Raw genomic sequence first — 25,108 nt, 5'->3', positions numbered from 1 at the left:
GCTTCTCTCGTTCAAAAAGGGCACATCGCTCAGGGACACAGGAGTTCAAATTCTATAGTGGCATTTCGGAGCGGTCACTGAATCCCGCTGCCCGATCCAAACACATGAGGGGAGGATCGGCGCCGGAATACTGCCTCGTCGTCACCCTGTTTTGCGAGCCGCCGGTTGTCCGGGCCAAAAAGGGGGGTGTCCGCCCGTGCTGGTGTTGGCACGCGCAGGACCGGGTCGAACCAGCGTGCCGCGCGGGCGTCGCGCAACCGAAAGTTGGCGTGACGCAGTACCAAGAAGCCGCCAGGTCGCAAACAGCGGGCAAAATCTTCCAGTTGGGCATCGAAATCCTGGAAGCGAATGAGATGGTCGCAGCATTCGCCGCGGTGCCTGGCCAAGTCGCCCCGCCGCATCACAGCCAGGCAGAAGATCGCATCGTACGTGGCGGTAGCCTCCGCAGCGGTATCGCCTGCCACGCGAAATCGCATGCCGGGATCCGGCTGCCCCTGCTGCTGTTGAAGGCATCGGGCAATGTGGCCTGGATGGATGTCCAGGCCCGTGATGTCGGCGTGGGGAAAGTATTGGCGCAGGCTGAGGACTTCCTCGCCCGTGGAGCAGCCGAATGAAAGCAGTCTGGGAGACGCGCAGTCTGTCAGTGCTTCACGTACGAACGCGAACAGGCGAGGATATCGATTCATCGAAGTGGTGCCGTAGTCCTGGAACAGCGGTGCCGAAGAGGTCAGTCGCAGCCAGACGTAGCTGCGGCCCTCGCGATGACGCAGCGCGCGGTAGAGCAGGCGCCCTCCGACGCGCTCCAGCAGACTGCGCCAATCAAAGACGGGCCAGCTCATGGAAACGTTTTTTTGCCACACCACGCCCTGAGTGCATTGGGCAGGGTGCTGACAGGCCTGGTGTGGCGGTCGATCCGGCAAAGCCGGGCGGCAAGAAAGTGCATGGGCGATCCAACATTGGCGAACGGTGATTTCCACGGCTCGCGTGCGAGACTGGCCAGCAGACCGTCGTATCATCGGCCCGATGGTGCGGCGGGCGCCGCGTCTCGCGACTGAAACTGCAAGGATACCGAGATGAACGAACAAAATCCTCCCGTGTGCAACGATCAGCCGGCGCAAGTTGTGCGCAAGGTTTGGACGGCGCCAGTGGTCTCGTTTCTGGCGATCGAAGAAACAGCAAATGGTCCCACCATTGGCAACGATGGCGTTGGCTCGACCAACGGTTCATGAATGCGGCATTTGCCGCCGCCACGAGTTGAATGAGCGACTTCGCTGGAATCTGGCATCTGGACGGAAAGTCCGTACCCCGTGAGTGGGTCATCACGCTGGGGGAGGAATTAGAGGGGCGGGGCATCGGACCTCCCGTAATCTGGCACGGCGGCGACATGGCGATGGTGCACCGCCAGCACTTTTTCACAGACGAAGACCACTGTGAAACCATGCCGCGGGTTGGTGACTCGGGCGCCGTACTGGCGGCAGACGTTTGCCTGGGGGCACGTGCTGAACTGGCCACTGCGCTGGGCGTAACGGCACACCCCGCACGTCCCGACGGCGATCTGATGTTGGATGCTTTGCAGCGATGGGATATTCATGCGCTGTCGCGCCTTCATGGATCCTTTTCACTGGCGTTCTACAGTCCGACGCGGCGGCAGCTTTTGCTTGCGCGTGACCCTTTAGGACAGCGCTCTTTGTTCGTGCATCGCGGGCCGCGCATGATCGCGTTTTCCACGCGGTTGAGGGCTTTACTGGCGATTCCCGGGATTTCACTCGATCTGGACGAGCAGGCCTTGGCCGATCAGCTCGTCATGGACCCGTCGCGTGCCTCGCGCACGATCTACCGCGCCATTGACAGGGTGCCGATGGCGCATTTCATGGTGCTGACATGGGAGACGACCCATAGCGAACGATGGTGGCGGCCACCCGAGGCAGGCTCTTTGTGCCTGCGGAGTGATGCCGAGGTCGAGGCGGCCGCAGCCGAGGTTGTGGACCGTGCCGTGGCCGATGCGTTACGGGCACGGGGGCCCGTGGCGGCGTGCCTCACTGGAGGGCTCGACAGCGGCTCGATGGTGCTTTCCGCCTCACGGCAGCTGGCACCCGCACCCTTGCTGACCCTCACGCGGATTCCGAGGATGGAAACTGCCAGGGCCAATGCGAACCACTATTACGATGAATCGCCCCGTGCGCGCCTGCTGGCTGCCAGCCGCTCCAACATCGACTGGCATCCCTTGGGCGATGATGGCGACGATTGGGGCGAACACGATCCGGAGCGCTGGTGGAAGGAGAGCGGCCAGCCAACACGCTCGCCGCTGAACATGGCCTGGTTCTTTCCGCTTTACCGTCTGCTGCATGCACGTGGCGGGCGCGTTTTGATCGGTGGTGAGCTTGGCAATGCATTTTTCAGCTACGACGGCCTGTTGCGCCTGCCGCAACTGCTGCGCGACGGCGATTGGCGGACGTTGGCGCGGCAGACGCGTGCCCTGGCGAAGGCCGAGGGGTTGAGCGCGCGCAAAGCCTTTCAGCGCTATCTGCTGCGGCCATTTGCCCCGACGACGCTCCTGCGTTACTGGCATGGTCTGCCAGCGGCGGTATGGGAGCGTCACGGGGCCCTGCATCCCGCACTGGCGCAGGAACTCGGCATGCACCAAAAGCTGGACCGCGGTCGCTACAGGATTCGATTGGGTGGAAGCCATCGATCGTTGAGCGTGTTGCGTGAATGGCTCCTGGGCAATGCCGCTGCGATGGACGGATGGGGTGCGCTGCGTGCCATATCCGGCACTGACGTGCGCATGCCCCTGGGCGACCGGCGTGTGATCGATTTCTTCGGTGCTTTGCCGCTGGACCAGTTTCTGCGCGATGGCATTCGCCGCTCCCTGCCTCGGCGCCTGCTGGCGGCACAAGGCGGTCCAGCCGAGGTGCATGCCAACCGCGCGGTGGGTGTGCAGCACGGTGACTGGTTCGCGCGCTTGAGCGCGCAGCGAGGAGCACTGCAGCAGCAACTCGATCGGTTGCACACGTCTCCTCTCGCGTGCCGTGTACTCGATCTGCAGCGGCTGCAAGGCCTGCTCGACGCCTGGCCCCACGATGCGCTCTCTGCTGAACCAAGGCGCGAGGAATATCTCAACGTGCTCTCGCACGGTTTGCAAATGGGCGGTTTCCTGGCTTGGCGAGAGCGCCGCTAGAGTGGAGGCCCATCGAACCGCCGCCCTGGCAAGCTGGGAGCATCAGGACGACTGGCATGGGTGAACCTGCAGGCGCCGCAGTGCGAGCATGGCTTGCGTGAAGCCTTCAACGCATTGCACTGGCTGGGCCGAGGAAAATCCATCTTGCGCATGCTTCCCGATGCTGCGCGGTAGCGAGGGCTGCGGCGCGTTGAGCGCATCTCTTTCGATGTATGGCACCCCGGCCGGCGAGCAAGGACTTGGCAGCGGCAGGAGGTTCATCTCACGCTCTCGACGGTACCGCTTCCAGGTGAGGCCTTGGCCAGAAGAAAGTCAATACAGGTGCGCACCGCCCGCGTCTGGTGGCGGTTGGGCAGATACAGCAGGTACATGTGGGTGCCGAAGATGCTCAGGCGGTACTCGTCCAGCGTGGTCAGCACCTCGCCGCTTTCCAGCTTGTCCTGCACCACGTAGTCCGGCACCAGACCGACTCCGAGGCCGGCCAGGATGCCCTGGCGCAGGAAAGGGAAATGCTCGGAGATCAGCGTGGGCTCCAGCATCACCTCATTCCGTTCGCTGCCTTGGTAGGCCGCCAGGCGCAGTTGCCGCCCGGTCACGCCGGCGGTGATCACAGGGCTGGTGCGCAGGGCGTGCAGGGTGCGCGGCAGCCCGTGGCGATGAGCATAGTCGAGGGAGGCGCAGGCGAGGTAGCGCACGGTGCCCAGGCTGCGGGCCACCAATGACAGTGGCGGCTCCTGCACCACGCGGATGGCGATATCGACTTCGTCGCGCAGATTGTCGGCGCGGTTCTCGAACAGTACGTCCAGCACGATGCCCGGGTAAGCGCGCTTGAACTCGATCAGCCAGTCGCTCACCACGATCTGTCCATAGCCACTGGGTACGCTGATGCCTACGCGGCCCTGCAAGCCCTGGCCCAGGGTCGTGATGGCTTCACGCGCGGCCAGCATCTCGTTGTGGATGGTGCGTCCGTGCTGGTAAAGGCGCAGGCCGATCTCCGTGGGCTCCACGCGGCGCGTGGTGCGCTGCACCAGCTGCACGCCCACGTCCTTCTCCAGCTTGGCGAGGTGGTAGCTCACGTTGGCGCGCGTCATCTTCAGCTTGCGGGCAGCCTGGCTCAGGTTGCCGCTGTCGATGATTTCCACCAGCAGGGTCAGCGATTGGGAGTCCATGTCTCAAGCGTATTGGTTTAAATCATTTGACAGTCTGTCAATGATTCATGGGATTGTTAGAAATCATTGTCGCCGTAAGAATGGATGCTGGACGTTCCAGATCCACAACAAAGGAGACAAACGCATGACCCGTGAGGCAGCGGCTTCCGTCGTTCAAACCCGCCAACAAGGCGATGTGCTGGTGGTCGGCATCCACAATCCGCCCGTCAATGCCTTGGGCGCTGCCGTGCGCCAGGGCCTGTTGGCTGCGGTGGCGCAGGCCGAAGCCAGCGCAGCGGTGAAGGCCGTGCTGATCGTGGGCGAGGGCAAGGCGTTCATCGCTGGTGCCGATATCCGTGAATTCGGCCAGCCTGCCGTGCTGCCGTCGCTGCCTGAAGTCTGTGCACGGATCGAGGCGTGCACCAAGCCGGTCGTCGCTGCCATCCATGGTGCTGCGCTGGGCGGGGGGCTGGAGGTGGCGCTGGCGGCCCATTACCGCCTGGGCTTGCACAACGCTGCCGGTGGTGCGCAATTGGGCCTGCCCGAAGTGAACCTGGGCCTGCTGCCAGGCGCTGGAGGCACGCAGCGTGCGCCGCGCCTGATGGGTGCCAAGGCCGCAGCCGAACTGATGCTGAGCGGCAAGCCCATGTCGGCACGGGCGGCGCTGGCCGCAGGCCTGTTGGACCAGTGCGTGGAGGGCTCCGATGCCACGGCTGCAGGCTTGGCCTTTGCCAACGCCTTGCTGGCCCAGAACGCTCCGGTGCGCCGCACGCGCGACCTGCCCATTCCGGACGCGGCTGCGGCGCTGGCCGATCTGGACGCGTTGGCAATCGACACGGCCAAAAAGAGCCGAGGCTTGTTTTCACCCTCGAAGATCGTCGAATGTGTGCGCGCCGCAGTCGACTTGCCGTTCGACGAGGGACTGGCCAAGGAGCGCGCGCTGTTCGTGGCGTGCCTGAACAGCCCGCAGCGCGCTGGCCTCATTCATGCGTTTTTTGCCGAGCGCGAGACTGCCAAGATCCCCGAGGCCCGGGCCGCAGCGCCGCGCACTGTCGATCGGATCGCCGTCATCGGGGGCGGCACCATGGGCGCGGGCATTGCAGTGTCTGCACTCGATGCCGGATTCTCGGTGGTGATGTTGGAGCGTGATGCCGAGGCCATCGCGCGGGGCCAGGCCAATGTGGAAAAAGTCTATGACGGCCTGATCGCCAAGGGCCGCATGAGTGATGAGGCCAAGGCTTCCATCCTGGCACGCTACGTGCCGACCACCCGCTATGAAGACATCCAGGCGGTGGACCTGGTGATCGAGGCCGTGTTCGAGGACATCGAGGTCAAGAAGGCCGTGTTCAAAGAGCTGGACCGTGTCTGCAAGCCCGGTGCGGTGCTGGCCACCAATACCTCGTACCTCGACATCGATGCCATTGCGGCGGCCACCTCGCGCCCGCAGGATGTGATCGGTCTGCACTTCTTCAGCCCGGCCAACATCATGAAGCTGCTGGAAATCGTGGTGCCGGCCCGGGTCGCCCCCGACGTGGTGACGACGGCCTTCGAATTGGCCAAGCGCATGAAGAAGACTCCGGTGCGCGCTGGCGTGTGCGATGGCTTCATCGGCAACCGCATCTTGGCGGTGTACAAGCAGGCCGCCGACTTCCTGATGGAAGACGGCGCTTCGCCCTATGAGATCGACGCTGCGTTGCGCGGCTTCGGCTACCCCATGGGCCCTTTCCAGGTGACCGACCTGGCGGGTGGCGACATCGGCTGGGCGACGCGCAAGCGCCGCGCTGCTACGCGCGACCCGAAGGCCCGCTATGTGGAGATCGCCGACCGCATTTGCGAGCGCGGCTGGTTCGGTCAGAAGACAGGCCGGGGCTTTTATGTTTACCCACAGGGCGCCCGCGCGGGCCAGCCCGACTCCGAGGTGCTGGCCATCGTCGATGCCGAGCGCGCCAGGAAAGGCATCACGCCGCGCAGCTTCACCCCGGAAGAGATCGTTCGCCGCTACATGGCCGCGATGGTCAACGAAGGCGCCAAGGTCGTGGACGAGGGCATCGCCCTGCGCCCGCTGGATGTGGACGTGACCTTCCTGTCGGGCTACGGGTTCCCGCGTTTTCGCGGCGGACCGATGAAGTACGCCGACATGGTGGGGTTGGACGCCATCCTGGCAGACATCCGCCAGTTCGCGAAGGAGGACCCGCTGTTCTGGCAGCCTGCGCCATTGCTGGAAAAGCTGGTGGCCGAAGGCCGGAACTTCGACAGCCTGAACCAAGCTGTGGCAAAGGCCTGAGACGGGCGCTGTCGGTCGAAATCAAAACTGAGAGCGTTTGCTGTTGGACTGTCGGCAGATTCAGATGCCTTTGGCGCTGGGTCTTCCGTGGCGCCAGCGCAAGCCGCTACTGAAAACGCAGTGAACCACCCACCGAAACAAGAGAAAAAAATGCGCGAAGCCGTCATCGTTTCCACCGCCCGCACGCCCCTGGCCAAGTCCCACCGCGGCGAGTTCAACGCCACCCCTGCGCCCCAGTTGGCGGCGTATTCGGTCAAGGCCGCCGTGGAGCGCGCGGGTATCGACCCGGGGATGATCGAGGACCTCATCCTGGGTTGCGGCAATCCCGAGGGCATGCAGGGCAAGAATCTGGGCCGCCAAACGGTGTTGCGGGCCGAGCTGCCGCTGTCTATCGCTGGCACCACGGTCACGCGTTTCTGCGCTTCGGGTCTGCAGGCGCTGTCCATCGCTGCCGGCCGTATCGTTGCCGAAGGCGTGGATGCCATGATCGCTGGCGGGGTGGAAAGCATCTCGGGCGCGCGCGCCCTGGGCACCCCGGCCGACCTGGACCCCTGGCTGGTGGAGTGCAAGCCCGAGTTGTTCATGGCCATGATCGACACGGCCGACATGGTGGCCCAGCGCTATGGCATCACGCGCGAAGACCAGGACGCCTTCTCGCTGCAGAGCCAGCAACGCACCGCCGCCGCGCAAGACAAGGGCGTGTTCGCCGAGGAAATCATCGCCTGCGCCGCACGCATGGCCGAGAAGAACAAAGACTCCGGGGAGGTCACCTACCGCGACGTGATCGCCACCCGGGACAATTGCAACCGCCCCGGCACCACGCTGGAGGGGCTGGCCAAACTTGAACCCGTCAGAGGCGAGGGCCACTTCGTGACAGCCGGCAATGCCTCGCAGCTGTCCGATGGATCCAGCGCTTGCGTGCTGATGGAATCCAGGCAGGCCGAACGCCTGGGCCTGCAGCCCCTGGGCGTCTTTCGAGGCATGGCCGTGGCGGGCTGCGAACCGGACGAGATGGGCATCGGCCCGGTGTTCGCAGTGCCGAAGCTCCTGAAGCGCCATGGGCTCACGATGGATGACATCGGGCTGTGGGAGCTGAACGAAGCCTTCGCCTCGCAGGCCCTGTACTGCCAGCGGCAACTGGGCATTCCCATGGAACGCCTGAATGTCAATGGGGGAGCCATCTCCATCGGCCATCCTTTCGGTATGACGGGCGCGCGCCTGGCCGGCCATATCCTGCTCGAAGGCCGGCGCCGCAAGGCGAAGTACGGCGTGGTGACCATGTGCATCGCTGGCGGCATGGGAGCGGCCGGCCTGTTCGAGATGTATTGATGCCCCTGAATCGCTGTGCGCCGTCTCCCCGGCAGGGGCGAAAGGCGCTTGGTTCCAGGGACGACTGAGGAAATAGCAAATGGATCTCCAATTCACACCGCAGGAAGAAGCCTTCCGCACCGAAGTGCAAGCCTTCCTGAAGGCCGAGTTGCCGGTGCGCATCGCTACCAAGGTCAAGGCCGGACAGCGACTGACCAAGGCCGACCAGGAGGAGTGGCACGCCATCCTGAACGCGCGCGGCTGGCTGGCCAACCACTGGCCGCAGGAGCACGGCGGCCCGGGCTGGAGCGCGGTCGAGAAGTTCATCTTCGATACCGAATGCGCACTGGCCGGTGGCCCGCGCATCGTGCCGTTCGGCGTGAGCATGCTGGGCCCGGTACTCATCAAGTACGGCAATGAAGCGCAGAAGCGTTACTGGCTGCCGCGCATCCTGAGCGGCGCCGACTGGTGGTGCCAGGGCTATTCCGAGCCCGGCGCGGGCTCGGACCTGGCCTCGGTCAAGACCATGGCGGTGCGGCAGGGCGACCATTACGTCGTCAACGGCCAGAAGACCTGGACCACCCAGGGCCAGCACGCCAACATGATCTTCTGCCTGGTGCGCACCCAACGCGAAGCCAAGGCCCAGGCCGGCATCAGCTTCCTGCTGGTGGACATGAACAGTCCCGGCGTGGAGTTGCGCCCGATCCGCACACTGGACGGCGATCACGAGGTCAACGAAGTCTTCTTCACCGACGTGAAGGTGCCCGTGGATAACCTGGTAGGCGAGGAGAACAAGGGTTGGACCTATGCCAAGTACCTGTTGACCTATGAGCGCACGGGCATCGCGGGCGTGGGTTTTTGCATCTCGGCCCTGGCCAAGCTCAAGATCATCGCTGCCAAGGTGCAAAAGAACGGCAGGCCCATCGACCAGGACCCGCTGTTCGCCGCGCGCATGGCCCGCGTCGAGATCGACCTGGAGAACATGAAGACCACCAACCTGCGTGTGATTGCCGCCGTGGCCGGCGGCGGGGTGCCGGGCGCGGAAAGCTCCATGCTCAAGATCCGCGGCACCGAGATCCGCCAGGAGATCCTCTCGCTGATCCGCCGCGCCATGGGCCCTTATGCCGCCCCTTTCATCGAGGAAGCGCAGTACGAGGGCTACACGCAAGCGCCGGTGGGCCCGCAGGAGGCTGCAACGGCCGCCGCCAACTACTTCAACTACCGCAAGCTGTCGATCTTCGGCGGCTCCAATGAAATCCAGAAGAACATCATCTCCAAGATGATTCTCGGCCTGTAGCCATGCAAGACCCCTTGAGTCGTTTAGCGCCTGCCCCTTGCGAGGAGACGACCTGCGCGGTGGCCGCTTTCGGGCCCCATGGATTGAGAAAGAGTTTCCTATGAACTTCGTACACACCGAAGACCGCCGCATGCTGGCGGACAGCCTGAACCGCTTCATCGCCGAGCAGTACGGCATGGAGCGCCGCAACCAGTTCGCCTATGGCGACGAGGGCCACAGCTCCGCCCTTTATGCCCAGTTCGCAGAGCTGGGCGCCATCGGTGCTTTGTTTCCCGAAGCCGCAGGAGGATTTGGCGGCGGAGGTTTCGACATCAGCGTGGTGTTCGAAGCCCTGGGCAGAGGCTTGGTGGCTGAGCCCCTGCTGGGGGCCCTGGTCGTGGGCCAGGCGCTGATCGCGGCGGGCACCGAGGCGCAGAAAGCCAGGGTGCAAGACATTGCCGCCGGTGGCGTGGTCGCTGCTTTGGCCCACGACGAACCCGGCAGCCACTACGAGCTTTCCAATGTCTCGGCGACAGCTGTCAAGACCGCCCAGGGCTGGGTGCTGAACGGTGCCAAGTCGGTGGTGGCATTTGGTGGAAAGGCCGATCTGCTGCTGGTTTCCACACGCACGGCGGGCAGCCCGTTCGACACCGCCGGCATCAGCCTGTTCCTGGTAGATGGCAGTGCGGCTGGCATCGCCAAACGCGGCTACAGCCGGATTGACGGCGGCCGTGCGGCTGAACTGACGTTCACCGATGTGCAGCTTGGCTCCGAAGCGCTAGTGGGCCAGGAAGGGGAGGGCTACGCGCTGCTAGAGCTCGTGCAGGGCTATGCGCTGCTGGCACTGGCGGCCGAAGCCCTGGGTGCCATGGATGTGGCGAAGCAGAGCACTCTGGAGTATCTGCAAACGCGCAAGCAGTTCGGCGTGGCCATCGGCACCTTCCAGGCCCTGCAGCACCGCATGGCCGACCTGTTGCTGGAGGTAGAGCAGATGCGTTCGGCCGTCATCAACGCGGCCGACGCCATCGACAACGCGCGGGGCGGGGCGCGCGAACGCACTTTGTCGGCTGCCAAGTACACCGCAGGCTATGTGGGCGCGCTGGTCGCGGAGGAAAGCATCCAACTGCACGGCGGTATCGGCATGACCTGGGAGTTGCCCCTGTCGCACTACGCCAAGCGCCTGGTGCTGATCGACCATCAGTTCGGCGACGAAGACCACCACCTGGCCCGGTTCATCGCTCTGGGCGCGGCATCCGCTGATTCCTCGAAAGGACGGCCATGACAGAGACCACCCCGCCTTTGCTGCAGCGGCGCGATGGCGCCGTGCTGGTGCTGAGCAACAACAACACGGGCGCGCGCAATGCGCTGTCGCCCGCCTTCTACGCCGCGCTGACGCAGGCCTTGGCTGACGCGCAGACCGATCCCTCGGTGGGCGCTGTCGTGCTGACCGGAGAGGGCGGCCATTTCTGCGCGGGTGGCGACCTGAGGCAGTTGGCCAAACGGCGTGAGTTGAGCGTCGAACAGCGACGCGAGAAGCTCGAAGGCCTGCACGACCTCATCCGCGCCGTGCGCGACTGCGAGAAGCCCGTGATCGCTGCAGTGGAGGGCGCCGCCGCGGGTGCTGGCCTGTCCCTCGCCCTGGCGTGCGACATGCTGGTGGCGGCGCGCGATGCCGTGTTCTCCGTGGCCTATGTGAAGGTCGGCCTCACTCCCGACGGCGGTGCGACGGCGTTCCTGGCCGAGTTCGTTTCCCGTCAGGTGCTGACCGAGTTGTGCCTGACGGGCGAGCGTCTGTCGGGCGAACGCCTGCATGCCCTGGGTGCGGTCAACCGCCTGGTCGAACCGGGCAAGGCTCTGGCAGGTGCTGTGGCACTTGCCACCAGCGTGGCGGACGGTCCGCAACGGGCGATGGCACGCATCAAGGCCTTGTGCCGTACTGCGCCCCATGCGTCGCTGGAGGAACAGCTGGAAAGTGAAGCCCGCTTCATGGTGATGTCGCAAGCCACCGAAGAGTCGCGCAAGGGTATCGGCGCGTTCCTGGAAAAGCGCACGCCGGACTTCGCACCGCTGCGCGGTGCGGACTGACGCACGCATGCCCACTACGACCAACACAGGAGACAACACCATGACCGCCCCAGACCCGTCACAGGACATCGATTTTCCGCTGGAAGGCGTGCGCGTGCTCGATCTGTCGCGCGTGTTCGCCGGGCCGCTGTGCGGCCAGGTGCTGGCCGATTTCGGCGCCGAGGTCATCAAGGTCGAGCACCCGGGCCGCGGCGATGACACGCGCGACTGGGGCTTGCGCATCGGCAAGACCGAGACCACTTACTACAACAGCATGAACCGCAACAAACGGTCCATTACGATGGATCTGCAAAGCCCCGAGGGCCTGCAGATCATCCGTGACCTACTGCCGCAGTTCGATGTCGTCATCCACAATTTCAAGCCCGGTGGGGCCGAGAAGCTGGGCCTGGGCTACGAGCAGTTGAAGGCGCTGCGGCCTGGCCTGATCTATTGCGCAGTGGCTGGCTACGACAGCAGCGGCCCGGAGGCCAAACGCCCTGGCTACGACTTGGTGATCCAGGGCGAGACGGGCCTGATGGCGCTCAACGGCGAGGCCACGCAGCCACCGCTGAAATTCGGCGTGGCTGTGGTGGACCTGATGACCGGCATGTACGCCGCGCAGGCCGTGTTGGCGGCGCTGTTTCGCCGGGAGCGCACTGGGCACGGCCGGCTCATCGAAATGGCTTTGTACGACTGCGGCATCATGGTCACAGGCTACTACGGCCTCGACGCCATGCAGCTGGGCCGCGATCCGGAGCGCTACGGCAATGCGCACCCATCCATCGTTCCCTACGGCATGTACGACGCGGCCGATGGTCCGTTGATCATCGCCGTAGGCAACAACGCGCAGTTCGACAAGTTCTGCCGCCAGGTCATCGAGCGGCCCGACATCGTGGAAGACCCGCGCTTTTCCACCAACGTGAACCGGGCCAGGAACCGCGTTGAACTGGGCCCCTTGTTGAAGGCACTGATCCATGCCTTCCCGCGCGATCTGCTGCTGGAGCGCCTCACGGCCGCCGGCATTCCCTGCGGCCGTGTGGCGGGGTTGCATGAGGCGCTGACCAGCGAGAGAACTCGCCGCAGCGGCCTGCTGCGCGATATGCCGCACCCCGTGGTCGGAACCACGCCCGTCTTTGCACCTCCTTACCGCATGGACGGCCAGCGCCTGCCCATCCGCAGCGCGCCGCCCACGCTGGGCGAGGGCACACGCGAGGTGCTGCACCGCCTGCTGTCGATGAGCGACGCCGAACTGCAGCAACTGCAGCAGCGCGGCGTGCTGACCTTGCCGGACGATTCGCCACCGGCCTGAAGGCCTTCCATTTCACCGCCCGGTCCCTTGCGAAAACACCGCATCAGATGGTGCATGGGGCCGTTTTCATCCCTTGACGACGATCGCACTGATCCAGGAGACAACGCTATGGGAATCCAATACAACCGCCGCAACCTGCTTCAGGGGCTGGCGGCGCTGGGGGGCACCAGCCTGCTTGGCCAGGCCGCAGCGCAAACCGCCAAAGCAGCCTGGCCGACCAAGCCCATCCGGCTGATCGTGCCGTTCAACGCCGGGGGGGCGACGGACATCATCGCCCGCACGGTGGGCGAAGCGCTGGCAAAACGCGTGGGCCAGCCCGTGGTGGTGGACAACCGGGGTGGTGCCGCCGGCATCCTGGGTACCGACGCAGTCGCCAAGGCCGCATCCGACGGGCACACCCTGCTGGTATCGCTCAGCACATCGATGCTGATCAACCAGTTTCTGTACACCAAGCTGCCCTACGACCCGCAGAAGGACATCACGCCCATCACCCAGATCGCTGCAGCGCCCGTCACGCTGGTGGTGCACCCGTCGGTGCCCGCGAGCAATATGAAAGAGTTGCTGGCCTACGTGAAGGCCCACAAGGGCAAGCTCTCGTACGGTTCCTGGGGCGTGGGTTCCTACGCGCACCTGGCCGGGGCCTACATGAGCAAGACGATGGACGCCGACATGACCCACGTGGCTTACAAGGGCGAGGCACCCATGATCCAGGAGCTGATCGGCGGCCAGCTGCAGCTGTGCTTCTCCAGTGCGCTGAACACCAAGCCCTTCATCGATGCGGGCCGCCTGAAGGCCATCGGCGTGACGGGCAAGCAGCGCATGGACATTCTGCCCACGTTGCCCTCCATCTACGAGCAAGGGGTGCCGGACGATGCGTATGCCATCTTCGGCTGGGTGGCCATGGGTGCTCCTGCCGGACTGCCCAAGGAGATCGTGGACCAGCTCTACGGCCACCTGCGCGAGATCGCCAAGGACCCGAAGGTGCTGGAGCGCACCGTTGGGGCCGGCTTCATGCCCCTGATGAACAGCCCGGAAGCCTTTCGCGAGAACTACCAGCGCGACATGCCTGTCTGGAAGGCTTTGGTCGACGAAGCTGGCGCCAAGCTCGACTGAAACCTGGCGGCCGCAGCTCAGCAACGAGTCAGTGGCTGCCCCTGCAATGACTGACCGATGGATTGACGGGAAACACCATGCCTTTGCCTCACAAAACGTTTCTTGCCTGCACGCGCCGGAACACCCTTCTGGCGCTGGCCGCCGCCCCCTGGCTTTTCGGGAGCGCCAGCGCGCAGCAAGCGGCGGCCGTCTGGCCGACCAAGATGATCAAGCTGGTGGTGCCTTTTCCGGCAGGGGGGCCCACGGACACGGCTTCGCGCATCGTCGGGCAGAAGCTGGCCGACCGGTTGAAGCAGTCCGTAGTGGTGGACAACCGTCCGGGTGCCTCGGGCTCCATCGCCGCCTCCCAGGTGGCCAAGGCCGACCCGGATGGCTACACCTTCATGATGCTGGCCACTCCGACCTTGCTGGGCCCGCATCTCTACAAGAAGCTGAGTTACGACACGGTGAAGGATTTCACCCCCGTCGCCACGGTCTATGACCTGCCCATCGTGGTGGTGGTCAACCCGGCGCAGTTGCCGGACGTGACCGACCTGCGCACGCTCATTGCCCACGCCAAGGCGCAGAAGACGCCGCTCAACTACACCAGTTCCGGGACCGGCAGCTTTGGCCATCTCAGCATGGAGTTGCTCAAGCAGATGGGCCATTTCGACATGCAGCATGTGCCCTACAAGGGCGGCGTTCCTGCCATCACCGACACCATCGGCGGCCAGGTGCCCATCATGTATGCCGACCTAGTCGCTGCACTTCCGCATATCCAGGCCGGCAAGCTGCGGGCCATCGCCGTGGGCTCACCCCAGCGCGTCAGCATGCTGCCGGATGTGGCAACCATCGCCGAGCAAGGCTTCAAGGGTTACGACGCCGTGTCCTGGGGCGGACTGCTTGCACCACCCGGTACGCCGAAACTGGTGGTGGACCGGGTGGCGAACGAGGTCAAGCAGATCCTGGCTGAAAAAGAAACGCAAGAGAAGCTGCTGCACGCTGGCGCCATCGCGCGTTTCGAAGACCCCGCGCAGATGGGTAAGCATGTTCAGCAAGACTATGCCAAATGGGGCCAACTGATCCGAGACAAAGGCATTGCGTCGGAGTGATCCGTGCAGCAATCCATCGTCCGCCTCATGGGTGAAGTCCAAGCACCCGTCAGCGAGCGCGTGGCTGGAGTGGTCCGCCGAGCACTCCTTCAACCCATCCTTTAAACACAGGAAAGAACACTGCCATGAAAATTCTGGTCCCTGTCAAGCGCGTGGTGGACTACAACGTGAAGGTCCGGGTGAAGTCGGACAACACGGGTGTGGACATCGCGAACGTGAAGATGAGCATGACCCGGAGGCGCCGATCTTCAGCGTGGCCGACTACGGCCTGGAGGCCGACCTGTTCACGGCCGTGCCGGAACTGGTGGACCGGCTCTGACCCATGGACCAGAGCCACACGCCATGCCGTGTGCCGGTCATTTCCCCTGATTCCTGGAGATAGGAGACACACATGCACACATTCCTTCGCCGCCGCCAACTGTTGCTCGCCGCCACGGCGGGTTTCGCCGGAGCGGCTGTCAGCGCGCCGGCCTTGGCCAGCGTCCCCTGGCCGAGCAAGCCGATTCGGATCGTGGTTCCTTACACTGCGGGCGGTTTCACCGACCAGATGGCGCGCTTGCTGCAGGTGGGCTTGCAACAGCGCTTGGGCCAGCCGGTGATCGTGGACAACAAGCCGGGCGCCAACAGCATCATCGGCGTGGACGCCGTGGCCAAGGCCGCGCCGGACGGCTACACCTTCGGCGTGTTCATCGCCGCCTATGCCGCCAACACCACGCTGTATCCCAAGCTGCCGTATGACCCGAAGAAGGATTTGGTGGGCGTGTCGCTGATGGGGGTGTCGCCCCTGGTGGCCGCCGTAGCGATGAATGCGCCCTTCAAGACGACGGCCGAACTGGTGGCCTATGCGCGTTCCAATCCAGGCAAGCTGAGCTTCGCGTCGTCTGGCAACGGATCTGCCGCCCACCTCACCTCCGAGCTGATGCGCCTGATCACCAAGACCGAGATGGTGCACATCCCGTACAAAGGTGCTTCACTTGCGCTGGCAGACCTCATGGGTGGGCAGGTACCGCTGTTCCTGGATCCACCGCCCAACCTGATCCAGCCAGCCAGGGCCGGAAAGATCCGCCTCATCGGGGTGGCCAGCGAAAAGCGCCTTCCTGCCTTGCCCGATGTCCCGACCTTTGCCGAGCAGGGCTACCCTGGCCTGGTGGGCAGTACCTGGGCCGCGATGCTCGCGCCTTCCGGCGTGCCCCGCGAAATCGTGCAGCGCATGTCCGACGAAGTGGCGCGCATCGTCCGCAGCCCCGAAGTGACGCAGCGGCTGGAGCAGACCATGGGGACGTTCGCTGAAGGCTCCACCCCTCAGGAATGCGATGCCTTCATCGCGTCGGAAACGGTCAAATGGGCCAAAGTGATTCAGGAGGCGCGGGTCACGCTGGATTGACGCGGGGGCGAGGGCGGGGCTTCCACCCCGTCGGCGCAGGCAGCACCTGCCGCCGCTCTTCATGAAACTTCGCACTCCGTGATCAGCCACTGGATCTGCGCCATGACCGGGTGGGCATCTGACGAGTGATCTGCTCCAGCAAACGCATGGGCTCCAAAGTACGAGAGTGAAGGCGGTCCTTGCGGTCCTTGTTATCAGTTACTCGGCTTTCGCACCGGACACCCGCACCTGCTCGGCAGCCAATGGCATCTGCTGCTGCACGAAGCTCCAGAATTCATCGACGCCCATCGGCTTGACGGGCAGCGAACCCTGGTCCAGGAACTGCTTTTGCACCTCGGGATTGCGCAGGGCGGTAGCGAGCGCAGCATTGAGCTTGTCCAACGCTGCACGCGGCGTGCCTGCCGGCGCGACCAGTCCGTACCAGGAGTCGGTATAGAACCCCTTCACCCCGGCTTCCTCGAAAGTCGGTACGTCGGGTAGCGCTGGCAGGCGCTGTCGAGCGGCCACCGCGAGCGGGCGCAGCTTGCCCGAGCGGATGAAGGACATTGCGCCCGTCGTCAGAACGAAATCCACGCGGCCAGCCATCAGGTCGGTCATCGCCGGGGCCGTTCCCTTGTAAGGGATGTGGGTCACGTCGGCGCCAGTGATCTTCTTGAAGTTGGCGCCAGCCAGATGCTGACTGGAGCCGACGCCGCCTGATCCGTAATTGAGCTGGCCTGGTCGGGCTTGAGCGGCCTTGAGCAAGTCCGCAACCGAGAGAAACGGCGAATCGGTCGGTACCAGCAGCACGCTCGGAGATGTCGTAATCATGCCGATGGGTGCGAAGTCTTTTATGGGGTCATGGTTGAGTTTCGGGTACAGCGCAGAATTCAGACCGTGCGATGCCACCGTCGCCAGCATGATGGTGCTGCCATCCGGCTTCGCGCGTGCAGCCGCATCGCTGCCGATGTTGCCCCCAGCGCCCCCCTTGTTGTCGATGACGATGGATTGGCCCAATGCCTCGGACATGCGGACGGCCGTGAGCCGTGCCACGTTGTCGGAGGGGCCTCCGGCAGGCCAGCCCACGATCATGGTGATGGGGCCGGCCGATAGAGCGCCCTGGGCCATGGCGTGGATGTGAGGTAGCAGCGCAACCGCCAATGCGAGTGCGGAGAAGCGACGGCGAGTCAGTGTGGTCATGGTGTGCTTTCATCAAGGAGCTTGCAGGCCTGCAGCGAACCCATTGAGTGGTGAGTCCTTCAAGGGTGTTCCGGGAAATGGGGTGGCGCGTTTGCCTCGGCGGACAAGCGGACTCCACGCTTCACGGTTTATCTTGCCAGGGCATTTCTGCCCAGAGTTTGCGAAAGTTGGCTTCCGTGGCTTCGAGTTCGGCCGCATAAGCCGCTGGCCCCAGGTATCGCAAAGGTGCGTACATGGCTTCGGCCTGCTGCTTGAACGCAGGGTCCGCGGCGATGGTGGCAATCGCATCAACCAGTTTCTTGCGGATCGCCTCCGGTAAGCCCTTGGGAGCCGCCAGGCCACGCAGCGAGGCCAACTCAATGGCAATCCCTTGCTCTTTGAAGGTCGGCACCTGTGGCGCCAGGGATGAGCGCTCAGCTGACATTTGACCCAGCAGTCGGATCGGGGTGCCCCCCTTCTGATATGCCAGCACCTCCCCGATGTTGATGGCGCCAATCACAATTTGCTGGCCCGTGGCCGCGGCACGCACCTCGCCAGCGCCTTTGTAAGGCACATGCATGAGCTTGGTTCCCGTAGCGCGTTCGAACAGCAGCATCGCTAGGTGGTCATCCGATCCGGTGCCTGTCGTGCCAACAGTCACAGCGCCAGGGTTCGCCTTGGAATAGGCCGCCAGGCCCGCCAGCGAGGTGATGTTGTTTGTGTTGTGTATCGCGAAGCCGCCCGGGTCGTCCACGAGGTTGCCGAGCAGGTCGTACTGGCTCCAGTGGAAACTGCTCTTGCGCTCAATCGGAATGGTCAACACGTTGGGTGTGTTGATAAAGCCGATGGTGTAGCCATCAGGCTTCGCGCGTGCCAGCTCGCCAAAGCCGATGCCGCCTCCCGCGCCAGGACGGTTGAGTACCACGACACTGCCTTCGAGTTGCTTTTCCAGGTGCCGTGCCAGCAACCGTGCGACAAGGTCGGTACCTCCACCAGGACCGTAGGCCACAATCAGCTCGATGGGTTTAGAAGGGTACGGCGCGGCGGGCTGCGCTGCTGAGGGAAGCGCAAATGCAGTAGCGAGCAGTCCGGCGCACAGCGTGCGACGGGTCCATTGTTTGTTCATGCTTGTCTCCGTGATGTTTGCCCGTTTCGGGCTTATGGAAATCAGTGGCCGAGCGCGGCGGCAATACGCTCCCTGGCCCGTGGCCAGACGTCAGGGTTGACCAGGCGCTCAGGTCGCTCGCCATCCGAGAGCAACTGCAAGATCTGTATGGCGGCCAGCGTGGCGTTGTTGCGCCGGGCTTCATGTGTGACACCAGCCGTGTGGAACGTTGCCACGACATTCGGGAGGCGCAACAGGGCATGGCTGGCGGGTGGAGGCTCCTGGTCCCACACATCGAGACCTGCACCCTTGAGATGGCCGCTGGCGATTGCGGCATGCAGGGCGTTCTCATCGTGAATGCCGCCGCGTGCGGTGCTGACGAAGATGCTGCCTGGCTTCATCGCTGCGAATGCGGCTGCGTTCATCAGCCCGAGGGTGCTGGCATTGCGCGGGCAGTGCAGCGAGACAATGTCGGAACGACGCAGCAATTCATCCAGTGACACGGATTGCGCACCTCGTGCACTCATCTCGGCGTCGTCCAGTGCGGGATCAACGCCCAGCACTTGCATGCCGAAGGCCCGACCCAGTGCTGCGGTGCGCCGGCCGGTTTCGCCGACACCCACAATGCCCAGTGTGCGTCCGCGCAGTTCGTGGCCCATCAAGTCTTCGCGACTGAAGCTGCGTTGGTTCGAGCGCAGCAACGCATCCGATTCCGGAATGCGGCGCAGCACCGCCAGCATCAGGCCGAGTGCCAATTCGGCGACTGAATCGGCGTTGCCGCCGGCCTGGTTCATGACCACCACGCCAGCGCGCGTACACGCTTCGATGTCGATGGTGTCGCAACCTGAACCACTCGACGAAACCGCCAGCAGCTTGGGGCAGCGTGCCAGCAACTCAGCGCTGACGAACCAGCGTCGCGGCAACTCATCCTTGGCCGCAGTGATCTGCAGCACTTGCGCTTGGGCCAGCGCCTCCCATGCTGCACGGTCAGCGCCTTCCCGTGCGCAGGTCTGCAATGTCACGCCAGGGGCTGCGGAGATGATGCGATTGAAGGCCGGGTCCAGCCAATAGTCGAAGCGAACGACCTGGCTCACAGAACGCCCTTCTCGCGCAGCGTGCGTTCAACCCAGCTCCGGTCGGCGCGGCCTTCAGCGATGGCCTGCAGCGCATCGGCTTCGATGCGTTCAATGGCTTCGACACGTGCCGCAATGTCTTCGGCCTCTTCGGGCGGCACCGCCAGCAGGCCATCGCCATCGCCAACCACAATGTCTCCGGGATGCACCACCATCCCGTCAATGGTGACTGGCACATGCAACTCGCCTGGGCCATCCTTGTATGGGCCACGGTGTGCAACGCCGCGTGCATACACCGCTAGACTATGCTGACCGATGGCGTCGCTGTCACGAATCAGCCCGTCGATGACGATGCCTGCCGCGCCGCGCGCGATCAGCAGCGCGAGCATGATTTCGCCAATGATGGCGTTCGGACCCACTCCGCCGGCATCCACCACGATGACGTCACCCGGTGCGCAGGTGTCGATGGCGTGGTGCACCATGAGGTTGTCACCAGGCCTGGTGCGCACCGTCAGCGCACGGCCTGCGAGTCCACCATCGCGTCTGTGGAACGGTTTCAGCGACGAAGTTCCGGTGGTGCGGCTCATGGCGTCGCTGATGTTGGCGACTTGAAAGCCCCGGTACCGCGCCAAGAGTGCGTCACTCACGACGGTCGAGGGACGCGCATGAATGTGGAAACCCTGGATTTTGCTCATGGTTGGTTCGAAGTGATGGGGAAATAGTCGATGGGACTGGCAACTGGACGGATGCAGCGGGATGTGATGTCGGCAATGCGCGTGAGTCCCAGCATGGCCATATCCCGAGAAATTTCTTCGTGCAGCAGGGAGATGGCATGGGCCACGCCGCCTTGTCCAGCGACCGAGGCGGCATAGTTGAAGGGCCGACCCACGAATACGCAGCGTGCCCCGAGGGCCAACGCTTTGACGGCGTCGGTACCGCGGCGAACGCCGCTGTCGAGCATCACCGGCATTTCGGGAACGGCGCGTGCGATGGCGGGCAACACGCGCAGCGGTGCCACCGCACCGTCCAGCTGACGCCCTCCGTGGTTGGAGACGATGATCCCGTCGACGCCATGGTCGCGTGCATGCACAGCGTCCTCCGGCGTCAGGATGCCCTTGACCACGAGTTGATTCGGCCAGCGCTTGCGTATGGCTGCCAGATGGGGCCAAGCCAGGTGGGCGCGGTCTGAGAAATCGCGCAGCACATTGGAGGAAAGGATGGGCGCGCCGCGCGTGGCGTAGTTGTTCTCGAAGTGGGGCATGCCATGCAGCAGCAGCGTCTTCAGAAACGTACCCAGCAACCAGCGCGGATGGCTCAGGCCTTGCCAAGCCAGCGAAAAGCTGGGCTTGAGCGGCGTTGAAAAGCCTGCACGCACATTGTTTTCCCGGTTCGCTGCGACGGGTGTGTCCACAGTGACCACCAGGGTCTGTACGCCTGCGCCTTGCACGCGATCGAGCAGGCCATCGATCTGCGCAAGCTCGCCCGGCAGGTAGGCCTGGAACCAGGTTTGCGGAGCGATCGCCATCACCTCTTCGAGCCGAATCAACGAAGAGCCGCTCATGATGGCCGGCACATTGGCTTGCTGTGCTGCCTGGGCCAGCACGACATCGCCACGGTAGGCCGAAAGCGCGGAAATCCCCATGGGCGCGAGTCCCACCGGCGTGGCGTAGCGGCGGCCGAAGAGTTCGAATCCGAGGTCGCGTTGCGCGACGCCGACCAGCATGCGCGGGCGGAAGGCCAAATCATTGAAGGCCCTGCGGTTCTCCGCCAGCGACTGGTTGTCCTCTACGGCGCCGCTGATGTAGGCAAAGATGGGCCGAGGCAGGTGGCGGCGGGCCAACTTCTCGAAGTCGTCCAGGGACAGCACCTGTCGGCAGGCTTTGGGGATGAGTAGGGGAGAAGAAGGCATGGCGCAACCATGGTGCGCCGGTTGATATTGAAAGAAAAGAGAAAAAATTCGAACTTTTAATTTCGCTTTTAGTAAACTAAATTCATGACCCTCAAGCAACTCGAGGCCTTCTACTGGGCCGCCACTTGTCTCAATTTCACGGTCGCGGCTGAACGGGTGCACCTGTCCATTTCTTCCCTGTCAAAGCGCATTGCTGAATTGGAGGTTTCGCTGGGGACCCTGCTGTTCGACCGGAGCGGGCGGTCAGCCGAGTTGACGCCCCATGGCGAACTGCTGTTGCCGCGTGTTCGTGCGTTGCTGCATGACGCGGCCCAGTTGCAACAGGCCATCGGTCAAAGTACTGGTTTGCAAGGGCGTTGCCGGATTGGCTTTGGCGAACTGAGTGGACTGACCTGGCTGCCGAAGCTGGTGCAGAAGGTGGCCGAACTGCATCCTGCGCTGCAGTTGGAGCCGCATACCGACATTGGCCAAGTGCTGGAGCAGCGCATCGTGGATGGCGAACTCGACTGCGTGGTGATCGCAGGCCCCTCATCGCGGAGTACCTTGGCTTTCGAACGCGTAGCGCAGGTGCGATTCGTCTGGGCTGCAAGCGAGGCATTTCTCGTGAAAGCCGGTACTGACTTGCCGCAGCGCCTGGTACGCGAGCAGATGCTGATTGCCCTGCCTGAGGGCTCAGGTGCTACCCGCATCCTGGATGAATGGCTGAGCGGTCAATCGATGAGCGTCGAGCGGCGGCTCAGTTGCAACAGTTGGGGTGCGGTGGTGGGAATGGTGGCCGAAGGCCTGGGCTTCACGTACATGCCCCACGGGTGGGCCGAAGCGCTGCAAGCTCGCGGGATGCTGAGGATTCTGTCTGCAGGCAATGCGTTGGCACCCCTGACCTATACCGTGCAGTGGCGGCGCGACGATGTGAGGCCGCTCATCACGGAAATGCGAAAAATCATCAAAAGCGTCATCGACTTTTCCGCCCCCCGCTGCTTGTGCTGACAAGTGCAGAGTGATCCATCGTGATCTCGGATACGCAGGCGCAACGCGCTTCTGACTCCGAACAGTGCTCGTCGACACTTCGATGCCAGATTCCAATCGCAGCGATATCACACGAAACGGTCAGTGATGCTGGTTCGGAGGATTGCGTTTTCGTCGGCACGATGTGTGCCGGAACACCTTTCGCTGCAAGTGTGGGAGCTGTGAAGGGTTTTTTCACGGCGCCGGCAGCGCCTGTCGCCGCTCCTCACAAAATCCCCGTCCCTCTTCTACCAACCACTCCCGGACCTGCTCCATGGCCGGGCTGGGATGCGCGGTGGTCACAAACGAGTAAGACGCGCGCGACAGTACGCTGCGCTGAAGAACCGGCACCAAACGCCCTGCCTTGACGTCCTGCAATACCAGTGCGGCGCGGCCCATGGCAATGCCCTGGCCGGCCAGTGCGGCGCCCTGGGCCAATTGAGACAGATTGAATTGCTGGCCACCCGCCCACAGTGGTGGCGCGGCGCCCATTTGGGTAAACCAGTGTTGCCATTCCTCGTACGTGTCGGCGCCGTCCCATGCGCTGCCGTCGTGCAACAGCCAGTCGCGGTGCAGGTCCTGGGGTGATGTGATGGGTGGATGCCGCGCCAAAAAATCGGGGCTCGCCACGGGCAGGAGCCACTCATCGAGAAACACCGTTGCGTTCAGATCACGGTAGCCGCCCAAATCGAAACGCACTGCGGCCTCGATACCGTCCCGCACCATGCGGGTGCGGTCCAGTCTGTGGAACTCGCCAAACACCCGCAGGCCCATGCTCGGATACTGGCGGAAAAATTCGCCCAGCCGGGGCGTGAGCCAGCTCATGGCGAACGACGGTGAGCAACTGAGGGTGGCAGTAGCGGCCTCCTGCGGCCGGCGCATCTGCGCCAGTGTGTTTTCGATCGCGGTGAAGCTCTCGCGCAGCACCACAGCCAGCCACTGGCCCTCGGGCGTGGGCACCAGCGCGCGCGGTGTGCGAAGGAACAGCGGACGGTGCAGCCAGTCTTCGAGGTGCTTGACCTGCTGGCTGACGGCGCCCTGGGTGATGCAAAGTTCGGCAGCGGCCTTGGTGAAGCTGCCGTGGCGGGCGGCTGCATCAAAACAGCGCAGCCAGGCGAGCAAGGAGGCGGAGAGGTGGATGTCCATTACTTTGGCTAATGCGTTCGCCACTATAAATGCGTTGTGGCAACAGGGGGACGGGCGAAGAATGCGTTACAGGGGCCCCCTTTGGAAATCGGCCCGAAAACCGTGTCCCATTGCTGCCTGAACCTGATATGTCCTATCCAATCAACCGTTCCCCGCAGGCTGGAGTTGACGCCTTGGCAATCCGCCTCCGGCAGGCCCAACCGTGCCTGTGGACCAATCCTGAACGCCTGGAACATCCGCCGGCCACGTTGGATGCACTGGGGCGCAGCATTAGTCTGGATGATACGAAAGCCGCTGCCGCTCGCCTGAAACGTTTCGAGGCATTGCTGGCACAGGTGTTTACGGAATTGGCAGACGCGAAGGGCGTCGTGGAGTCGCCCCTGCTGCCGGCTGCCGCGTTGAAGCCTGTGCTCGGCCTGCAGCCAGGGCAGGGCAACCTGTTCATCAAGGCCGATCACCGCCTGCCAGTGGCGGGCTCCATCAAGGCGCGTGGCGGGATGCATGAGGTGCTGGAGTTCGCCGAACAACTGGCGCTGAAGCATGGGTTGGTGTCGCAGAGCGGTGACGAACATGCTTACCTTGCGCTGGCCGGCACTGCGGCACGCGAAGTGCTGGGACGCTACCAAGTGGCAGTGGGGTCTACCGGCAATCTGGGGCTGAGCATCGGCGTGGTGGCCTCGGCCCTGGGATTCAAGGCGGCGGTACACATGTCGGCCGATGCCAAGGAGTGGAAAAAGGAGCGTCTGCGCCAGCGTGGCGTGCTGGTGGTGGAGCATGCGGGCGACTACGAGCGCGCAGTGGCCGCCGGTCGCTCCCAGGCCGGAGCCGATCCCACGTGCCACTTCGTGGACGACGAGCAGTCGTTCTCGCTGTTGCTGGGGTACAGCACCGCGGCCTTGCATCTGCAAAAGCAGCTGGCAGAGCAGGGCATCGTGGTGGATGCCGGTCACCCCCTCATCGTTTACCTGCCTTGCGGGGTGGGCGGAGCACCTGCGGGCATCACCTTTGGCCTGCGGCAGTTGCTGGGACCCCATGTGCATTGCTTCTTCGCGGAGCCGGTTCAGTCGCCATGTTTCCTGGTGCAGATGCTGGGTGGGCAAGCCGGCTTGGCAAGCGGTTCAGCGCACCCTTCGGTATATGACTGGGGCCTGACCAACCAGACGGAGGCCGATGGGCTGGCTGTGCCGCGCGCTTCGTTGCTGGCGGCCGAATTGATGGCGCCGCTGCTGTCCGGGGGGTTCACGGTGGCGGACGACACCTTGTTCGCCCATTTGGTGCAGGTGCTGGATGCGCTGGGCGAGCGCATCGAGCCCTCGGCCGCGGCAGGCTTCAGCGGCCCCGGCATGCTGACCGGCACCGACGCGGGGCAGGCTTGGCTTCGCAGCACCGGCGTGGGCGAAGTGCTGCCCCAGGCCACCCACCTCGTGTGGACCACTGGCGGGCTCTTGGTGCCTGATGCGCAGTATCAGGGCTTTGTGAAGCGCGGGCGGGCTTTGCTTGCCGCGCGTGACTGACGCAGCGTGCGTCTGCGGCATTTCTCGATGTCTCTTTTTTTCT

21 protein-coding genes and 2 pseudogenes are annotated in these 25,108 nt (G+C 64.0%); 15 read left to right on the top strand and 8 right to left on the bottom strand.

All coding sequences use genetic code 11. The annotated features are described in order from the left end of the window. Positions 1–74 precede the first annotated feature (74 nt). Entirely contained in the window at positions 75–839 is a 765-nt protein-coding gene (locus R1Z03_RS16640; RefSeq protein WP_317352966.1) for a class I SAM-dependent methyltransferase, read from the bottom strand. Between the two features lie 234 nt (positions 840–1,073). Here R1Z03_RS16640 and R1Z03_RS16635 point away from each other — a divergent pair, with 234 nt between their 5' ends. Both R1Z03_RS16635 and R1Z03_RS16630 read left to right on the top strand, forming a co-directional pair. Beyond that, positions 1,074–1,229, top strand: a complete 156-nt coding sequence (locus R1Z03_RS16635; RefSeq protein WP_317352963.1) for a hypothetical protein — start codon at positions 1,074–1,076, stop codon at positions 1,227–1,229. Positions 1,230–1,258: 29 nt separating this feature from the next. Beyond that, positions 1,259–3,178, top strand: coding sequence for an asparagine synthetase B family protein (locus R1Z03_RS16630; RefSeq protein WP_317352960.1), 1,920 nt, complete (start codon positions 1,259–1,261; stop codon positions 3,176–3,178). A 257-nt stretch (positions 3,179–3,435) separates the two neighbouring features. Here the strand turns inward: R1Z03_RS16630 and R1Z03_RS16625 are convergent, their stop codons facing one another. After that, on the bottom strand, positions 3,436–4,347 hold the full coding sequence (locus R1Z03_RS16625; RefSeq protein WP_317352957.1) for a LysR substrate-binding domain-containing protein: 912 nt from the start codon (positions 4,345–4,347) through the stop codon (positions 3,436–3,438). Between the two features lie 124 nt (positions 4,348–4,471). Between R1Z03_RS16625 and R1Z03_RS16620 the strand changes: the two genes are divergently transcribed. The 11 genes and pseudogenes from R1Z03_RS16620 (at position 4,472) to R1Z03_RS16570 (ending at position 16,155) form a co-directional block, all read left to right on the top strand. Beyond that, positions 4,472–6,610 carry a 3-hydroxyacyl-CoA dehydrogenase NAD-binding domain-containing protein gene (locus R1Z03_RS16620; protein ID WP_317352953.1) on the top strand — a complete coding sequence of 713 codons (2,139 nt, stop codon included), beginning with the start codon at positions 4,472–4,474 and terminating at the stop codon, positions 6,608–6,610. Positions 6,611–6,760: 150 nt separating this feature from the next. Continuing rightward, the gene (locus R1Z03_RS16615; RefSeq protein ID WP_284429793.1) at positions 6,761–7,939 is read left to right on the top strand and encodes an acetyl-CoA C-acyltransferase; all 1,179 of its coding nucleotides are present in this window, start codon (positions 6,761–6,763) and stop codon (positions 7,937–7,939) included. Positions 7,940–8,018: 79 nt separating this feature from the next. Then, complete coding sequence (locus R1Z03_RS16610; RefSeq protein ID WP_317352949.1) at positions 8,019–9,215, top strand: acyl-CoA dehydrogenase family protein; 1,197 nt, start codon at positions 8,019–8,021, stop codon at positions 9,213–9,215. A 100-nt stretch (positions 9,216–9,315) separates the two neighbouring features. Continuing rightward, a complete protein-coding gene (locus tag R1Z03_RS16605) occupies positions 9,316–10,476 on the top strand; it encodes an acyl-CoA dehydrogenase family protein (protein WP_317352946.1) in 1,161 nt (386 codons plus the stop codon). After that, positions 10,473–11,279, top strand: coding sequence for an oxepin-CoA hydrolase, alternative type (locus R1Z03_RS16600; RefSeq protein ID WP_317352944.1), 807 nt, complete (start codon positions 10,473–10,475; stop codon positions 11,277–11,279). The genes R1Z03_RS16605 and R1Z03_RS16600 overlap by 4 nt, the downstream gene beginning before the upstream one ends. Positions 11,280–11,319: 40 nt before the next feature. After that, the gene (locus tag R1Z03_RS16595; RefSeq protein ID WP_317352941.1) at positions 11,320–12,567 is read left to right on the top strand and encodes a CoA transferase; all 1,248 of its coding nucleotides are present in this window, start codon (positions 11,320–11,322) and stop codon (positions 12,565–12,567) included. A 108-nt stretch (positions 12,568–12,675) separates the two neighbouring features. Continuing rightward, positions 12,676–13,680 carry a tripartite tricarboxylate transporter substrate binding protein gene (locus R1Z03_RS16590; RefSeq protein ID WP_317352939.1) on the top strand — a complete coding sequence of 335 codons (1,005 nt, stop codon included), beginning with the start codon at positions 12,676–12,678 and terminating at the stop codon, positions 13,678–13,680. Positions 13,681–13,757: 77 nt separating this feature from the next. Further along, positions 13,758–14,771 (top strand): tripartite tricarboxylate transporter substrate binding protein, encoded by a 1,014-nt coding sequence (locus tag R1Z03_RS16585; protein WP_317352936.1) that lies wholly within the window; start codon positions 13,758–13,760, stop codon positions 14,769–14,771. 125 nt (positions 14,772–14,896) lie between these two features. After that, positions 14,897–15,001 (top strand): annotated as a pseudogene (locus R1Z03_RS16580) (electron transfer flavoprotein subunit beta/FixA family protein); the annotation flags it as partial. Next, positions 15,001–15,090: pseudogene (locus tag R1Z03_RS16575) on the top strand (electron transfer flavoprotein subunit alpha); the annotation flags it as partial. The pseudogenes R1Z03_RS16580 and R1Z03_RS16575, both read left to right, overlap by 1 nt. A gap of 72 nt (positions 15,091–15,162) precedes the next feature. Next, positions 15,163–16,155 (top strand): tripartite tricarboxylate transporter substrate binding protein, encoded by a 993-nt coding sequence (locus tag R1Z03_RS16570; RefSeq protein ID WP_317352934.1) that lies wholly within the window; start codon positions 15,163–15,165, stop codon positions 16,153–16,155. 198 nt (positions 16,156–16,353) lie between these two features. Here R1Z03_RS16570 and R1Z03_RS16565 read toward each other — a convergent pair whose 3' ends face one another. From R1Z03_RS16565 to R1Z03_RS16545, 5 genes are all read right to left on the bottom strand, one after another. After that, on the bottom strand, positions 16,354–17,334 hold the full coding sequence (locus tag R1Z03_RS16565) for a tripartite tricarboxylate transporter substrate binding protein (RefSeq protein WP_317352931.1): 981 nt from the start codon (positions 17,332–17,334) through the stop codon (positions 16,354–16,356). 121 nt (positions 17,335–17,455) lie between these two features. Further along, positions 17,456–18,439: a tripartite tricarboxylate transporter substrate binding protein gene (locus tag R1Z03_RS16560; RefSeq protein ID WP_317352928.1), complete on the bottom strand. Its 984-nt coding sequence runs from the start codon at positions 18,437–18,439 to the stop codon at positions 17,456–17,458. Between the two features lie 41 nt (positions 18,440–18,480). Next, positions 18,481–19,512, bottom strand: a complete 1,032-nt coding sequence (locus R1Z03_RS16555; protein ID WP_317352926.1) for a hydroxyacid dehydrogenase — start codon at positions 19,510–19,512, stop codon at positions 18,481–18,483. Continuing rightward, entirely contained in the window at positions 19,509–20,186 is a 678-nt protein-coding gene (locus R1Z03_RS16550; protein WP_317352923.1) for an RraA family protein, read from the bottom strand. Before R1Z03_RS16550 ends, R1Z03_RS16555 begins: the two co-directional genes overlap by 4 nt. Beyond that, the gene (locus tag R1Z03_RS16545; protein WP_317352920.1) at positions 20,183–21,400 is read right to left on the bottom strand and encodes an alpha-hydroxy acid oxidase; all 1,218 of its coding nucleotides are present in this window, start codon (positions 21,398–21,400) and stop codon (positions 20,183–20,185) included. The genes R1Z03_RS16550 and R1Z03_RS16545 overlap by 4 nt, the downstream gene beginning before the upstream one ends. Before the next feature lie 84 nt (positions 21,401–21,484). Here R1Z03_RS16545 and R1Z03_RS16540 point away from each other — a divergent pair, with 84 nt between their 5' ends. Then, positions 21,485–22,387 (top strand): LysR family transcriptional regulator, encoded by a 903-nt coding sequence (locus R1Z03_RS16540; RefSeq protein ID WP_284429807.1) that lies wholly within the window; start codon positions 21,485–21,487, stop codon positions 22,385–22,387. Positions 22,388–22,600: 213 nt separating this feature from the next. On the opposite strand, the gene R1Z03_RS16535 is transcribed toward R1Z03_RS16540, so the two are convergent. Further along, entirely contained in the window at positions 22,601–23,551 is a 951-nt protein-coding gene (locus R1Z03_RS16535; protein ID WP_317352917.1) for a LysR substrate-binding domain-containing protein, read from the bottom strand. A gap of 128 nt (positions 23,552–23,679) precedes the next feature. Here R1Z03_RS16535 and R1Z03_RS16530 point away from each other — a divergent pair, with 128 nt between their 5' ends. Then, the gene (locus R1Z03_RS16530) at positions 23,680–25,065 is read left to right on the top strand and encodes a D-serine ammonia-lyase (RefSeq protein ID WP_317352915.1); all 1,386 of its coding nucleotides are present in this window, start codon (positions 23,680–23,682) and stop codon (positions 25,063–25,065) included. The last annotated feature ends 43 nt before the right edge of the window (positions 25,066–25,108 follow it).

The organism is Acidovorax sp. BLS4 (genome assembly GCF_032929295.1).
Classification (GTDB): domain Bacteria; phylum Pseudomonadota; class Gammaproteobacteria; order Burkholderiales; family Burkholderiaceae_C; genus Paracidovorax.
This window is presented reverse-complemented; position numbering and strand designations above follow the sequence as displayed.

Coding starts and splice junctions, on each gene's coding strand:
- R1Z03_RS16640 (WP_317352966.1), bottom strand. CDS start 839: ATGAGCTGGCCCGTCTTTGATTGGCGCAGTCTGCTGGAGCGCGTCGGA.
- R1Z03_RS16635 (WP_317352963.1), top strand. CDS start 1,074: ATGAACGAACAAAATCCTCCCGTGTGCAACGATCAGCCGGCGCAAGTT.
- R1Z03_RS16630 (WP_317352960.1), top strand. CDS start 1,259: ATGAGCGACTTCGCTGGAATCTGGCATCTGGACGGAAAGTCCGTACCC.
- R1Z03_RS16625 (WP_317352957.1), bottom strand. CDS start 4,347: ATGGACTCCCAATCGCTGACCCTGCTGGTGGAAATCATCGACAGCGGC.
- R1Z03_RS16620 (WP_317352953.1), top strand. CDS start 4,472: ATGACCCGTGAGGCAGCGGCTTCCGTCGTTCAAACCCGCCAACAAGGC.
- R1Z03_RS16615 (WP_284429793.1), top strand. CDS start 6,761: ATGCGCGAAGCCGTCATCGTTTCCACCGCCCGCACGCCCCTGGCCAAG.
- R1Z03_RS16610 (WP_317352949.1), top strand. CDS start 8,019: ATGGATCTCCAATTCACACCGCAGGAAGAAGCCTTCCGCACCGAAGTG.
- R1Z03_RS16605 (WP_317352946.1), top strand. CDS start 9,316: ATGAACTTCGTACACACCGAAGACCGCCGCATGCTGGCGGACAGCCTG.
- R1Z03_RS16600 (WP_317352944.1), top strand. CDS start 10,473: ATGACAGAGACCACCCCGCCTTTGCTGCAGCGGCGCGATGGCGCCGTG.
- R1Z03_RS16595 (WP_317352941.1), top strand. CDS start 11,320: ATGACCGCCCCAGACCCGTCACAGGACATCGATTTTCCGCTGGAAGGC.
- R1Z03_RS16590 (WP_317352939.1), top strand. CDS start 12,676: ATGGGAATCCAATACAACCGCCGCAACCTGCTTCAGGGGCTGGCGGCG.
- R1Z03_RS16585 (WP_317352936.1), top strand. CDS start 13,758: ATGCCTTTGCCTCACAAAACGTTTCTTGCCTGCACGCGCCGGAACACC.
- R1Z03_RS16570 (WP_317352934.1), top strand. CDS start 15,163: ATGCACACATTCCTTCGCCGCCGCCAACTGTTGCTCGCCGCCACGGCG.
- R1Z03_RS16565 (WP_317352931.1), bottom strand. CDS start 17,334: ATGACCACACTGACTCGCCGTCGCTTCTCCGCACTCGCATTGGCGGTT.
- R1Z03_RS16560 (WP_317352928.1), bottom strand. CDS start 18,439: ATGAACAAACAATGGACCCGTCGCACGCTGTGCGCCGGACTGCTCGCT.
- R1Z03_RS16550 (WP_317352923.1), bottom strand. CDS start 20,186: ATGAGCAAAATCCAGGGTTTCCACATTCATGCGCGTCCCTCGACCGTC.
- R1Z03_RS16545 (WP_317352920.1), bottom strand. CDS start 21,400: ATGCCTTCTTCTCCCCTACTCATCCCCAAAGCCTGCCGACAGGTGCTG.
- R1Z03_RS16540 (WP_284429807.1), top strand. CDS start 21,485: ATGACCCTCAAGCAACTCGAGGCCTTCTACTGGGCCGCCACTTGTCTC.
- R1Z03_RS16535 (WP_317352917.1), bottom strand. CDS start 23,551: ATGGACATCCACCTCTCCGCCTCCTTGCTCGCCTGGCTGCGCTGTTTT.
- R1Z03_RS16530 (WP_317352915.1), top strand. CDS start 23,680: ATGTCCTATCCAATCAACCGTTCCCCGCAGGCTGGAGTTGACGCCTTG.